The 13,714-nt window shown below is 53.4% G+C and carries 8 protein-coding genes, 1 tRNA gene, 3 rRNA genes and 1 other annotated feature; of the genes, 4 read left to right on the forward strand and 8 right to left on the reverse strand.

Annotated features, from left to right (window positions below; translation table 11 throughout):
• Window positions 1-49: 49 nt before the first annotated feature.
• From rrf to rluD, 7 genes are all read right to left on the reverse strand, one after another.
• Window positions 50-165 (reverse strand): 5S ribosomal RNA (gene rrf / locus LOC22_RS05025).
• Window positions 166-232: 67 nt separating this feature from the next.
• A 23S ribosomal RNA gene (locus tag LOC22_RS05030) occupies window positions 233-3,139 on the reverse strand.
• Between the two features lie 182 nt (window positions 3,140-3,321).
• A tRNA-Glu gene (locus LOC22_RS05035) sits at window positions 3,322-3,397 on the reverse strand.
• A gap of 84 nt (window positions 3,398-3,481) precedes the next feature.
• Window positions 3,482-5,023: ribosomal RNA gene (locus LOC22_RS05040) — 16S ribosomal RNA — on the reverse strand.
• The 16S, 23S and 5S rRNA genes sit together here with 1 tRNA gene alongside, the layout of an rRNA operon.
• 429 nt (window positions 5,024-5,452) lie before the next feature.
• A complete protein-coding gene (gene clpB / locus LOC22_RS05045; RefSeq protein ID WP_017692862.1) occupies window positions 5,453-8,026 on the reverse strand; it encodes an ATP-dependent chaperone ClpB in 2,574 nt (857 codons plus the stop codon).
• Between the two features lie 129 nt (window positions 8,027-8,155).
• A complete protein-coding gene (gene yfiH, locus LOC22_RS05050) occupies window positions 8,156-8,887 on the reverse strand; it encodes a purine nucleoside phosphorylase YfiH (RefSeq protein WP_023304261.1) in 732 nt (243 codons plus the stop codon).
• Window positions 8,884-9,864, reverse strand: a complete 981-nt coding sequence (rluD, locus tag LOC22_RS05055; protein ID WP_017383977.1) for a 23S rRNA pseudouridine(1911/1915/1917) synthase RluD — start codon at window positions 9,862-9,864, stop codon at window positions 8,884-8,886. The genes yfiH and rluD overlap by 4 nt, the downstream gene beginning before the upstream one ends.
• 131 nt (window positions 9,865-9,995) lie before the next feature.
• Here rluD and bamD point away from each other — a divergent pair, with 131 nt between their 5' ends.
• The 4 genes from bamD to pheA all read left to right on the forward strand — a co-directional run bounded on the left by bamD (window position 9,996) and on the right by pheA (window position 12,763).
• A complete protein-coding gene (gene bamD / locus LOC22_RS05060; protein ID WP_003863164.1) occupies window positions 9,996-10,733 on the forward strand; it encodes an outer membrane protein assembly factor BamD in 738 nt (245 codons plus the stop codon).
• A gap of 267 nt (window positions 10,734-11,000) precedes the next feature.
• Window positions 11,001-11,342: a ribosome-associated translation inhibitor RaiA gene (gene raiA, locus LOC22_RS05065; RefSeq protein ID WP_003863162.1), complete on the forward strand. Its 342-nt coding sequence runs from the start codon at window positions 11,001-11,003 to the stop codon at window positions 11,340-11,342.
• 104 nt (window positions 11,343-11,446) lie between these two features.
• Window positions 11,447-11,572: a sequence feature (Phe leader region), on the forward strand.
• Window positions 11,448-11,495, forward strand: a complete 48-nt coding sequence (gene pheL / locus LOC22_RS05070) for a pheA operon leader peptide PheL (RefSeq protein ID WP_100229775.1) — start codon at window positions 11,448-11,450, stop codon at window positions 11,493-11,495. It overlaps the preceding feature by 48 nt.
• A gap of 30 nt (window positions 11,573-11,602) precedes the next feature.
• Window positions 11,603-12,763 (forward strand): bifunctional chorismate mutase/prephenate dehydratase, encoded by a 1,161-nt coding sequence (gene pheA / locus LOC22_RS05075; protein ID WP_015571567.1) that lies wholly within the window; start codon window positions 11,603-11,605, stop codon window positions 12,761-12,763.
• Here the strand turns inward: pheA and LOC22_RS05080 are convergent.
• Window positions 12,760-13,632 (reverse strand): SMP-30/gluconolactonase/LRE family protein, encoded by an 873-nt coding sequence (locus tag LOC22_RS05080; protein ID WP_045911903.1) that lies wholly within the window; start codon window positions 13,630-13,632, stop codon window positions 12,760-12,762. The genes pheA and LOC22_RS05080 overlap by 4 nt on opposite strands.
• Window positions 13,633-13,714: the final 82 nt, after the last annotated feature.

Here is a 13,714-nt window from a genome sequence, read left to right on the forward strand (position 1 = left end):
CAAAGCAAAAAACCCCGCACCTTACGGTACGGGGTTCTTCTTAATTGATGCCTGGCAGTTCCCTACTCTCACATGGGGAGACCCCACACTACCATCGGCGCTACGGCGTTTCACTTCTGAGTTCGGCATGGGGTCAGGTGGGACCACCGCGCTAAAGCCGCCAGGCAAATTCTGTTAATCTGTATCAGGCTGAAAATCTTCTGTCTCTTCGCCGAAACACCTTCGGCGTTGTAAGGTTAAGCCTCACGGTTCATTAGTATCGGTTAGCTCAACGCATCGCTGCGCTTACACACCCGACCTATCAACGTCGTCGTCTTCAACGTTCCTTCAGGAGACTCAAGGTCTCAGGGAGAACTCATCTCGGGGCAAGTTTCGTGCTTAGATGCTTTCAGCACTTATCTCTTCCGCATTTAGCTACCGGGCAGTGCCATTGGCATGACAACCCGAACACCAGTGATGCGTCCACTCCGGTCCTCTCGTACTAGGAGCAGCCCCCCTCAATTCTCCAGCGCCCACGGCAGATAGGGACCGAACTGTCTCACGACGTTCTAAACCCAGCTCGCGTACCACTTTAAATGGCGAACAGCCATACCCTTGGGACCTACTTCAGCCCCAGGATGTGATGAGCCGACATCGAGGTGCCAAACACCGCCGTCGATATGAACTCTTGGGCGGTATCAGCCTGTTATCCCCGGAGTACCTTTTATCCGTTGAGCGATGGCCCTTCCATTCAGAACCACCGGATCACTATGACCTGCTTTCGCACCTGCTCGCGCCGTCACGCTCGCAGTCAAGCTGGCTTATGCCATTGCACTAACCTCCTGATGTCCGACCAGGATTAGCCAACCTTCGTGCTCCTCCGTTACTCTTTGGGAGGAGACCGCCCCAGTCAAACTACCCACCAGACACTGTCCGCAACCCGGGTAACGGGTCTACGTTAGAACACCAGCCATTAAAGGGTGGTATTTCAAGGTTGGCTCCACGCAGACTGGCGTCCACGCTTCAAAGCCTCCCACCTATCCTACACATCAAGGACCAGTGTTCAGTGTCAAGCTATAGTAAAGGTTCACGGGGTCTTTCCGTCTTGCCGCGGGTACACTGCATCTTCACAGCGAGTTCAATTTCACTGAGTCTCGGGTGGAGACAGCCTGGCCATCATTACGCCATTCGTGCAGGTCGGAACTTACCCGACAAGGAATTTCGCTACCTTAGGACCGTTATAGTTACGGCCGCCGTTTACCGGGGCTTCGATCAAGAGCTTCGCGTTGCCGCTAACCCCATCAATTAACCTTCCGGCACCGGGCAGGCGTCACACCGTATACGTCCACTTTCGTGTTTGCACAGTGCTGTGTTTTTAATAAACAGTTGCAGCCAGCTGGTATCTTCGACTGATTTCAGCTCCACCCGCAGGGGCTTCACCTACACATCAGCGTGCCTTCTCCCGAAGTTACGGCACCATTTTGCCTAGTTCCTTCACCCGAGTTCTCTCAAGCGCCTTGGTATTCTCTACCTGACCACCTGTGTCGGTTTGGGGTACGATTTCGTGTTACCTGATGCTTAGAGGCTTTTCCTGGAAGCAGGGCATTTATCACTTCAGCACCGTAGTGCCTCGTCATCACACCTCAGCGTTAACAAGGTACCGGATTTACCTGGAACCTCCGCCTACATGCTTAAACCGGGACAACCGTCGCCCGGCTGACATAGCCTTCTCCGTCCCCCCTTCGCAGTAACACCAAGTACAGGAATATTAACCTGTTTCCCATCGACTACGCCTTTCGGCCTCGCCTTAGGGGTCGACTCACCCTGCCCCGATTAACGTTGGACAGGAACCCTTGGTCTTCCGGCGTGCGGGCTTTTCACCCGCATTATCGTTACTTATGTCAGCATTCGCACTTCTGATACCTCCAGCAACCCTCACAGGCCACCTTCAACGGCTTACAGAACGCTCCCCTACCCAACAACGCATAAGCGTCGCTGCCGCAGCTTCGGTGCATGGTTTAGCCCCGTTACATCTTCCGCGCAGGCCGACTCGACCAGTGAGCTATTACGCTTTCTTTAAATGATGGCTGCTTCTAAGCCAACATCCTGGCTGTCTGTGCCTTCCCACATCGTTTCCCACTTAACCATGACTTTGGGACCTTAGCTGGCGGTCTGGGTTGTTTCCCTCTTCACGACGGACGTTAGCACCCGCCGTGTGTCTCCCGTGATAACATTCTTCGGTATTCGTAGTTTGCATCGGGTTGGTAAGCCGGGATGGCCCCCTAGCCGAAACAGTGCTCTACCCCCGAAGATGAGTTCACGAGGCGCTACCTAAATAGCTTTCGGGGAGAACCAGCTATCTCCCGGTTTGATTGGCCTTTCACCCCCAGCCACAGGTCATCCGCTAATTTTTCAACATTAGTCGGTTCGGTCCTCCAGTTAGTGTTACCCAACCTTCAACCTGCCCATGGCTAGATCACCGGGTTTCGGGTCTATACCCTGCAACTTAACGCCCAGTTAAGACTCGGTTTCCCTTCGGCTCCCCTATACGGTTAACCTTGCTACAGAATATAAGTCGCTGACCCATTATACAAAAGGTACGCAGTCACCCCATAAAAGAGGCTCCCACTGCTTGTACGTACACGGTTTCAGGTTCTTTTTCACTCCCCTCGCCGGGGTTCTTTTCGCCTTTCCCTCACGGTACTGGTTCACTATCGGTCAGTCAGGAGTATTTAGCCTTGGAGGATGGTCCCCCCATATTCAGACAGGATACCACGTGTCCCGCCCTACTCTTCGAGTTCACAGCATGTGTGCTTTCGTGTACGGGACTATCACCCTGTACCGTCGGACTTTCCAGACCGTTCCACTAACACACAAGCTGATTCAGACTCCGGGCTGCTCCCCGTTCGCTCGCCGCTACTGGGGGAATCTCGGTTGATTTCTTTTCCTCGGGGTACTTAGATGTTTCAGTTCCCCCGGTTCGCCTCGTTAACCTATGTATTCAGTTAACGATAGTGCAACGGATTGCACTGGGTTTCCCCATTCGGACATCGCCGGGTCAAAGGTTCATATCACCTCGCCGGCGCTTTTCGCAGATTAGCACGTCCTTCATCGCCTCTGACTGCCAGGGCATCCACCGTGTACGCTTAGTCGCTTAACCTCACAACCCGAAGATGTTTCACTTCTGATTGCGAAAATTTGAGAGACTCGAACACACATGAGCTGTGTGTCGTTTCAATTTTCAGCTTGATCCAGATTTTTAAAGAGCAAATATCTCAAACATGACTCGCAAGTCAGTTTTGAGATATGACGGCAGGTGACTTTCACTCACGAACCAGCAAGTGGCGTCCCCTAGGGGATTCGAACCCCTGTTACCGCCGTGAAAGGGCGGTGTCCTGGGCCTCTAGACGAAGGGGACGTACAGTCTCAATCGCAAGACGCCTTGCTATTTACTTTTCATCAGACAATCTGTGTGAGCACTTCAAAGGCAGGTTCTTTAAGGTAAGGAGGTGATCCAACCGCAGGTTCCCCTACGGTTACCTTGTTACGACTTCACCCCAGTCATGAATCACAAAGTGGTAAGCGCCCTCCCGAAGGTTAAGCTACCTACTTCTTTTGCAACCCACTCCCATGGTGTGACGGGCGGTGTGTACAAGGCCCGGGAACGTATTCACCGTGGCATTCTGATCCACGATTACTAGCGATTCCGACTTCATGGAGTCGAGTTGCAGACTCCAATCCGGACTACGACGCACTTTATGAGGTCCGCTTGCTCTCGCGAGGTCGCTTCTCTTTGTATGCGCCATTGTAGCACGTGTGTAGCCCTACTCGTAAGGGCCATGATGACTTGACGTCATCCCCACCTTCCTCCAGTTTATCACTGGCAGTCTCCTTTGAGTTCCCGGCCTAACCGCTGGCAACAAAGGATAAGGGTTGCGCTCGTTGCGGGACTTAACCCAACATTTCACAACACGAGCTGACGACAGCCATGCAGCACCTGTCTCAGAGTTCCCGAAGGCACCAAAGCATCTCTGCTAAGTTCTCTGGATGTCAAGAGTAGGTAAGGTTCTTCGCGTTGCATCGAATTAAACCACATGCTCCACCGCTTGTGCGGGCCCCCGTCAATTCATTTGAGTTTTAACCTTGCGGCCGTACTCCCCAGGCGGTCGACTTAACGCGTTAGCTCCGGAAGCCACGCCTCAAGGGCACAACCTCCAAGTCGACATCGTTTACGGCGTGGACTACCAGGGTATCTAATCCTGTTTGCTCCCCACGCTTTCGCACCTGAGCGTCAGTCTTTGTCCAGGGGGCCGCCTTCGCCACCGGTATTCCTCCAGATCTCTACGCATTTCACCGCTACACCTGGAATTCTACCCCCCTCTACAAGACTCTAGCCTGCCAGTTTCGAATGCAGTTCCCAGGTTGAGCCCGGGGATTTCACATCCGACTTGACAGACCGCCTGCGTGCGCTTTACGCCCAGTAATTCCGATTAACGCTTGCACCCTCCGTATTACCGCGGCTGCTGGCACGGAGTTAGCCGGTGCTTCTTCTGCGGGTAACGTCAATCGACAAGGTTATTAACCTTATCGCCTTCCTCCCCGCTGAAAGTACTTTACAACCCGAAGGCCTTCTTCATACACGCGGCATGGCTGCATCAGGCTTGCGCCCATTGTGCAATATTCCCCACTGCTGCCTCCCGTAGGAGTCTGGACCGTGTCTCAGTTCCAGTGTGGCTGGTCATCCTCTCAGACCAGCTAGGGATCGTCGCCTAGGTGAGCCGTTACCCCACCTACTAGCTAATCCCATCTGGGCACATCCGATGGCAAGAGGCCCGAAGGTCCCCCTCTTTGGTCTTGCGACGTTATGCGGTATTAGCTACCGTTTCCAGTAGTTATCCCCCTCCATCAGGCAGTTTCCCAGACATTACTCACCCGTCCGCCACTCGTCAGCGAAGCAGCAAGCTGCTTCCTGTTACCGTTCGACTTGCATGTGTTAGGCCTGCCGCCAGCGTTCAATCTGAGCCATGATCAAACTCTTCAATTTAAAAGTTTGATGCTCAATGAATTAAACTTCGTAATGAATTACGTGTTCACTCGTTGAGACTTGGTATTCATTTAGTGTCCGAGGACATTAAGAATCCATGTCACTTTGAGTGCCCACACAGATTGTCTGATAAATTGTTAAAGAGCAGTGCCGCTTCGTTTTCGCTGCGGCGCGGGGTGTGCATATTACGCTTTCCCGCTTCAGAGTCAAGCGTTTGTTTTGCTTTTCTCTGCTGACCCGGCGGCTTGCGTGCCGTTGTTCCGTGTCAGTGGAGGCGCATTATAGGGAGTAATTCCGAACCTGCAAGGATAAAGTGAAAATTATTTACTGACCGCTCATTTTCCAGGCAAATCACATCCCAGACCTCAATTTTCGCCTGGTTTTTAAACAAAAACGAGCCGCAAGCGGCCCGTTTTTGCGTTTTGTGACTTACTGCACTGCCACAATGCGATCGTCGTTGGCTTCCAGACGAATAACTTTGCCCGGAACCAGCTCCCCAGAGAGGATTTGCTGTGCCAGCGGGTTTTCGATCTGCTGCTGGATAGCACGTTTTAACGGACGCGCACCATAAACAGGATCGTAACCATTCTCGCTCAGCAGCTTCAGCGCATCGTCGGAAATGTGGATTTCATACCCACGCTCTTCCAGACGTTTGTACAGACGCTGCAACTGGATCTGCGCAATCGACGCGATGTGTTTTTCGCCCAGCGGATGGAACACGACCACTTCATCAATACGGTTGATGAACTCCGGACGGAAGTTTTGGCTGACCACACCCAGCACAAGATCTTTCATATGGCTGTAATCCAGCTCACCGAAGCGTTCCTGAATCAAATCGGAACCCAGGTTCGAGGTCATGATCACCACCGTGTTACGGAAGTCGACCGTTCTTCCCTGCCCGTCCGTCAGACGCCCATCATCCAGCACCTGCAACAGAATGTTAAACACGTCAGGATGAGCCTTTTCCACTTCATCCAGCAGGATGACGGAATAAGGACGACGACGAACCGCTTCCGTCAGGTAACCGCCCTCTTCATAACCGACATATCCCGGAGGCGCACCGACCAGACGCGAGACGGAGTGTTTCTCCATAAACTCGGACATATCGATACGCACCATCGCGTCATCGCTGTCGAACATAAAGTTAGCCAGCGCTTTACACAGCTCGGTTTTACCGACACCGGTTGGCCCCAGGAAAAGGAACGAGCCGATTGGACGATTCGGATCGGACAGCCCCGCACGGCTACGACGAATGGCGTTAGATACCGCTTCGACCGCTTCGTTCTGTCCAATGACGCGCTGATGCAGATCCTGCTCCATACGCAGCAGTTTCTCACGTTCGCTTTCCATCATGCGAGCCACAGGAATGCCCGTCCAGCGCGCCAGCACTTCGGCAATCTCGGCATCCGTCACTTTATTACGCAACAGACGCATGGTTTTGCCTTCCGACTGCGTGGCGATCTCAAGCTGTTTTTCCAGCTCAGGGATCTTGCCGTACTGTAGCTCGGACATCCGCGCCAGATCTCCTACGCGACGGGCCTGCTCAATGGCAATTTTCGCCTGCTCCAGCTCCGCCTTGATTGTCTGGGTGCCAGAGAGGGAGGCTTTCTCAGCTTTCCACTCTTCTTCCAGCTCAGAATACTGACGCTCTTTCTCGTCCAGTTCTTCGTTGAGCATATCGAGGCGTTTCTTACTCGCTTCATCAGACTCTTTGTTCAGCGCCTGCTGTTCCAGCTTGAGCTGGATAATGCGGCGATCGAGTCGGTCCAGCTCTTCCGGTTTCGAGTCAATCTGCATACGGATGCTGGACGCCGCTTCATCGATAAGGTCGATGGCTTTATCCGGCAACTGACGGTCGGCGATGTAACGATGCGAAAGCGTCGCCGCCGCAACGATGGCCGGGTCAGTGATCTGCACGTGATGGTGCAGCTCATAACGCTCTTTCAGTCCTCGCAAAATGGCGATGGTATCTTCAACGCTTGGTTCAGCGACAAACACCTTCTGGAAGCGACGCTCCAGCGCGGCATCTTTTTCAATGTACTGACGATACTCGTCCAGCGTAGTGGCGCCAACGCAGTGAAGTTCACCACGCGCCAGCGCAGGTTTCAGCATGTTCCCGGCATCCATTGCGCCGTCAGCTTTACCCGCGCCCACCATGGTGTGCAGTTCGTCGATAAACAGGATGACGTTACCTTCCTGTTTCGCCAGATCGTTCAGCACGCCTTTCAGACGCTCTTCAAATTCACCGCGGTATTTCGCCCCGGCCACCAGCGCGCCCATATCCAGCGCCAGTACGCGACGGCCTTTCAGCCCTTCGGGCACTTCGCCATTAACGATACGCTGCGCCAGCCCTTCAACGATGGCGGTTTTACCGACGCCAGGCTCACCAATCAGCACCGGGTTGTTTTTGGTACGACGTTGCAGTACCTGGATAGTCCGACGAATTTCTTCGTCACGGCCGATCACCGGGTCAAGTTTGCCCTGCTCGGCACGTTCGGTCAGGTCGACCGTAAATTTCTTCAAAGCCTGACGTTGGTCTTCGGCTCCCTGGTCGTTCACGCTTTCACCTCCGCGCATTTTCTCAATCGCCTGGGTCACATTAGCGGTGGTTGCACCGGCGGATTTCAGCAGGTCGGTTAAGGTACCGCGTGATTCAAGCGCCGCCAGAACAAACAGCTCTGACGAAATAAAGTTGTCCCCACGTTTTTGCGCCAGCTTGTCGCAAAGGTTCAGCACGCGCACCAGATCCTGCGACGGCTGCACGTCGCCGCCGGTACCTTCTACCTGCGGTAAACGGCTCAGCGCCTGATCGATGGCGGTGCGTAACTGGCCGGCATTAATGCCAGCGGACGTTAATAAAGGACGTACCGATCCCCCTTCCTGATTCAGCAAGGCGCTCATTAAATGAAGAGGTTCGATAAATTGGTTGTCGTGCCCCAGTGCAAGGGACTGGGCATCGGCGAGAGCAAGCTGGAATTTATTAGTAAGACGATCCAGACGCATAACTCCTCCCATAACAGGTCAAATTTGCTACTGGAGATTAAATGAGGTCATCCCTCAATTATTCAAGGTTAATAACCTGAATTATGTGAAAAGAAAACGGCGCGTACCGGATCGTCTTGATTCTTTAGGTTATATCAGCCAAATGAAACTTGCCATACGACCTGTCGTCTTGTCGCGGCGATAGGAGAAAAAATCACCCTTTTCGGTGAAGGTACAGCGATCTCCGCCGAAGATTTGGGTCACGCCGACGTTATTCAGGCGCTGGCGGGCAAGCTGATAAATATCGGCCAGATATTTATCTCCGGAAGCCACAAACGCTTCGACCGCTTGCGGATCTTTTTCCATAAAGGCATCCCGCACTTCGGGCCCTACCTCAAACGCCTGCGGGCCAATCGCCGGGCCAAGCCAGGCGATGAGATTTGCAGAATCGTCATGGAAGCAGGCAACGGTCTCTTCCAGCACGCCTTCGCACAGGCCTCGCCATCCGGCGTGGGCAGCAGCCACTTCAGTCCCTGCCTGATTGCAGAACAACACCGGCAGGCAATCAGCAGTCATCACCGCGCAAACCGTTCCCGGCGTATTGCTGTACGAAGCATCGGCGCGCTTAGACGCATAGGGCTCCCCCGTCAGCTTCAGCACCGCTTTACCATGCACCTGCTCAAGCCAGACCGGTTTTGAAGGAAGGTTTCCCGCAGCAAAGAGGCGTTTACGGTTCTCTTCAACGTGCTCCAGGTTATCACCACAGTGCGCACCGAGGTTCAGTGACTCCCACGCGCCCTGGCTCACGCCACCGATACGGGTTGAACTACAGGCGGCCACGCCTTCAGGCAGTGGCCATTCCGGGACAATCAGTTTGGTCATAACCAGTCCACGTGATCCTTATGTTCTTCGAAATCTGCGCGCATCGCGTCGATAAGTTCCACCATATCCTGTGGGATCGGCGCATGCCATTCCATCTGAATTCCGGTGATTGGGTGGTAAAGACGTAGCATCGTCGCATGCAGCGCCTGGCGATCGAATTTACGCAGCACGGAGATGAATTCATCCGATGCGCCCTTTGGTGGACGCGGACGACCGCCGTAAACAGGGTCCCCCACCAGCGGATGGGTAATATGCGCCATGTGCACGCGGATCTGGTGAGTACGCCCGGTTTCCAGACGCAGACGCAGGCGCGTATGAATACGGAAATGTTCCATGATGCGGTAGTGGGTTACCGCCGGTTTGCCCATCGGGTGTACGGACATATGCGTACGCTTGGTTGGGTGACGGCTGATAGGCTCTTCCACCGTGCCGCCAGAGGTCATATGACCAATCGCCACCGCTTCATACTCACGGGTGATTTCGCGCAGTTGCAACGATTCCACCAGGCGAGTCTGGGCGGGAACCGTCTTCGCCACCACCATCAGACCCGTGGTGTCTTTATCCAGACGGTGAACGATACCGGCACGCGGTACATCGGCAATCGGCGGATAATAATGAAGGAGAGCGTTAAGTACCGTACCGTCAGGATTGCCCGCGCCCGGGTGAACAACAAAGTCGCGCGGCTTGTTGATGACCAGAATGTCGTCATCTTCGTAGACGATATCCAGCGGGATATCCTGCGGCTCGAAGCGGACTTCCTCTTCGATTTCAGCATTGATGGCGACAGCTTCCCCACCAAACACTTTCTCTTTTGGTTTGTCCCAGATCTTGCCGTTTACCAGCACGCGCTGGTCAAGGATCCATTCTTTTATGCGTGAACGCGAATAATCAGGGAACAATTCGGCCAAAGCCTGATCTAAGCGTTGACCGAGCTGATTTTCGGAGACTGTTGCGGTGAGTTCTACTCGTTGTGCCATAAACTGCTTCTTCGTTTAACGTTGGGTTTTACGGCTTTGCCGTTTAATATAGTGTGCTATTGTAGCTGGTCTTAATCGGGAGCAGGAACTGAGTTTCTCCCGGACAAACATTTGAGGAAAGTCAAAACGTCATGACGCGCATGAAATATCTGGTGGCAGCGGCCACGTTGAGCCTGGCTTTGGTGGGCTGCTCCGGTTCGAATGAACAGGTCCCTGACAATCCGCCGAATGAAATCTATGCGACTGCACAACAAAAGTTGCAGGACGGTAACTGGAAACAGGCGATAACGCAACTGGAAGCGTTGGATAATCGCTATCCGTTTGGCCCGTATTCGCAGCAGGTACAGTTAGATCTTATCTACGCCTACTACAAAAATGCCGATCTGCCGCTGGCTCAGGCAACCATCGATCGTTTCATGCGTCTGAACCCTACCCATCCTAACATCGATTACGTGATGTACATGCGCGGCCTGACTAACATGGCGCTGGATGATAGTGCATTGCAGGGCTTCTTCGGGGTGGATCGTTCCGACCGTGACCCGCAACATGCGCGTGATGCTTTCAATGACTTCTCCAAACTGGTGCGTAGCTACCCGAACAGCCAGTACATTACCGATGCCACTAAACGTCTGGTATTCCTGAAAGATCGTCTGGCGAAATATGAGTACTCCGTTGCGGAATACTACACCCGCCGTGGCGCATGGGTTGCCGTGGTTAACCGTGTAGAAGGCATGCTGCGTGATTATCCGGATACCCAGGCCACGCGTGATGGCCTGAAGCTGATGGAAAATGCGTATCGCCAAATGCAGATGACGGCTCAGGCTGACAAAGTGGCGAAAATCATCGCCGCGAACAGCAGCAACACCTGATACCGCTACAACGCATAACGGCAGCCCGCGGGCTGCCGTTTTTTTATTCTTTCAGACTTACGCTGAAGCGGTTTAGCTTCAACACATCCATTCAACTATGACCGCAATTGTTGGCTTCGACAAGGTAAATCTCACCTCTTCCTGCCCTGCCTCACAAAAAAGATTCCCTGACAAAAACCGACAAAATAACGTGATCTAAATCACACATTTTGACATTAGGTCGGGTATGCTGGAATCACCAAGACGGAAAGACAAGAGGTAAAATTTATGACAATGAACATTACCAGTAAACAAATGGAAATTACTCCGGCAATCCGCCAGCACGTCGCAGACCGTCTCGCCAAACTGGATAAATGGCAAACACATTTGATTAATCCACATATCATCCTGTCCAAGGAGCCGCAGGGTTTCATCGCTGATGCAACTATCAATACTCCAAACGGCCATCTGGTCGCCAGCGCAAAACACGAGGATATGTACACCGCAATTAACGATTTGATCAACAAGCTGGAACGGCAGCTCAATAAAGTGCAACACAAAGGTGAAGCACGTCGCGCCGCAACCTCGGTGAAAGACGCCAGCTTCGCGGAAGAAGTTGAAGAAGAGTAATCCTCTAAAATTGAGTGTACCGACAACGCGCCTTCGGGCGCGTTTTTTATTGACAGGATCAAAACAGTGCAGGTACTTTAACCCTATCAATTTCAGGATGACTTTATGAAACAGACGCCGTTTTTCTTCGCATTCTTTTTTACCTTCCCCTGACCGGGAGGCGTTTCGTCGTGTGATAAAGAATGCGAAGACGAACAACAAGGCCTCCCACACCGGGAGGCCTTTTTTATTGATAACGATAAAATGAGACAGACAACACTATGACACCGGAAAACCCGCTCCTGGATTTACGCGTAAAAATCAGTGCACTCGACGAAAAATTACTGGCCCTGCTGGCAGAACGCCGCGCGCTCGCCGTTGAAGTGGGCAAAGCCAAGCTCGAGTCCCATCGGCCGGTGCGCGATATCGATCGCGAACGTGATTTACTGGAACGGTTGATTCAACTCGGCAAAGCGCATCATCTGGATGCGCACTACATCACCCGCCTGTTCCAGCTCATCATCGAAGACTCCGTTCTGACGCAACAAGCCCTGCTCCAGCAGCATCTGAACAAAACCAACCCGCACTCTGCTCGTATCGCTTTCCTCGGCCCGAAAGGGTCCTATTCTCACCTGGCAGCTCGCCAGTACGCAGCCCGCCATTTCGAAGAGTTTATTGAGAGCGGCTGCGCGAAATTTGCAGACATTTTCAACCAGGTCGAAACCGGCCAGGCCGATTACGCCGTGGTGCCAATTGAGAACACCAGTTCCGGCGCCATCAACGATGTTTACGATCTGCTCCAGCACACCAGCCTGTCGTTAGTCGGCGAGTTGACTATCCCTATCGATCACTGCGTGCTGGTCTCTGGCTCAACCGATCTGAGTCAGATCGAAACGGTGTACAGCCACCCGCAGCCGTTCCAGCAGTGCAGCCAGTTCCTGAACCGTTATCCGCACTGGAAAATTGAATACACCGAAAGCACCTCGGCGGCGATGGAAAAAGTGGCGCAGGCAAACTCTTCTGCCGTCGCGGCTCTCGGTAGCGAAGCGGGCGGCGCGCTGTATGGCTTACAGGTGCTGGAACGCAATCTGGCCAACCAGACGCAGAATATCACCCGTTTCGTGGTTCTGGCCCGCAAGGCCATCAACGTGTCGGACCAGGTCCCGGCGAAAACCACCCTGCTGATGGCGACCGGCCAGCAGGCGGGTGCGCTGGTTGAAGCGCTGCTGGTGCTGCGTAATCACAACCTGATCATGACGAAGCTGGAATCCCGCCCAATCCATGGCAACCCGTGGGAAGAAATGTTTTATCTCGACGTTCAGGCCAACCTGGAGTCTGCGTCCATGCAGAAAGCCCTGCGCGAACTGGGCGAGATCACACGCTCCATGAAAGTGCTGGGCTGCTATCCGAGCGAAAACGTGGTCCCGGTCGATCCGGCTTAACGTTCGATAAAGCGGCTTTTCTTCATCCCTGCCACATTTACAGGCAGGGTGAAGATGGCACCGGAAAGCGGATATTTCGCCAGCTCCTCCGCCTCCATATTTTCCCGCGTGGTGGTGATAAACAGCGTTTTCATATCGTCGCCGCCAAAGCAGACCATTGTCGGGCAGCGTACCGGCAGCCGATACTCTTCCAGCTGTTCGCCTTGCGGTGAAAACCGTGCGATACGCCAGCCGTCAAACAGTGCGCTCCAGTAGCAGCCTTCCTCATCCATTGCCGCTCCATCGGGTATACCTTCTCCCTCGCTAAACCGGCGAAACTCTTCGCGCTTACCGGGTTCCCCCTGCTCATCAAGCGGCGTACGGTAGATCACACCGTTCGGCGTATCAGAAGTAAACATCCATCGTTTGTCAGGACTAAACGCTAAACCGTTATGCCCGTGAATATCGCACTGGATCACTTTCGGCGTCAGGTCGTTGTCAATACGCATCAGCATGGCGCCGTTATAATCTCCCGGCCCCCAGAAGGTGCCCGCATAAAACCGTCCCTGATGATCGGTACCGCCATCGTTAAAGCGTGCAAGCTGCGGGTTGGATGGGTTATCGCAAACTTTACGCTGTAGCAGGCCGTGCTTATCGGTCAGCCAGATGGCGTTTCGCATCGCGACGATAAATCCGCCGCGTTCACGCAGGGCAAAACACCCAACTTCTTCATGGAATGAGAGCACCGAGTGCTCTGCGGTGGGCAAATGGTACCGATGGATCTCCCCTTCCAGGATATCCGCCCAGTAGAGCGCCTTCTCTTCTGCACTCCACGTCGGGCATTCGGGCAGATGCCCGGTATAGTTCAACAGCAGCTGCGGTTCAGCCATGACAGTTCCCCAAAATGAAAAAAGCCAGCAATGCTGTTTTAATTTTAGACACAAAATACTGAAACAAAAGGATTTGTTTCTG

Origin of the sequence: Enterobacter sp. AN-K1, from assembly GCF_020971765.1 — a bacterium.
In the GTDB taxonomy this organism is placed as follows: domain Bacteria; phylum Pseudomonadota; class Gammaproteobacteria; order Enterobacterales; family Enterobacteriaceae; genus Enterobacter; species Enterobacter hormaechei_C.

What these genes read in the sequence shown, in the direction of transcription:
- bamD (WP_003863164.1), top strand. Translation starts at nt 9,996, where the DNA reads ATGACGCGCATGAAATATCTGGTGGCAGCGGCCACGTTGAGCCTGGCT.
- LOC22_RS05080 (WP_045911903.1), bottom strand. Translation starts at nt 13,632, where the DNA reads ATGGCTGAACCGCAGCTGCTGTTGAACTATACCGGGCATCTGCCCGAA.
- raiA (WP_003863162.1), top strand. Translation starts at nt 11,001, where the DNA reads ATGACAATGAACATTACCAGTAAACAAATGGAAATTACTCCGGCAATC.
- rluD (WP_017383977.1), bottom strand. Translation starts at nt 9,864, where the DNA reads ATGGCACAACGAGTAGAACTCACCGCAACAGTCTCCGAAAATCAGCTC.
- clpB (WP_017692862.1), bottom strand. Translation starts at nt 8,026, where the DNA reads ATGCGTCTGGATCGTCTTACTAATAAATTCCAGCTTGCTCTCGCCGAT.
- pheA (WP_015571567.1), top strand. Translation starts at nt 11,603, where the DNA reads ATGACACCGGAAAACCCGCTCCTGGATTTACGCGTAAAAATCAGTGCA.
- yfiH (WP_023304261.1), bottom strand. Translation starts at nt 8,887, where the DNA reads ATGACCAAACTGATTGTCCCGGAATGGCCACTGCCTGAAGGCGTGGCC.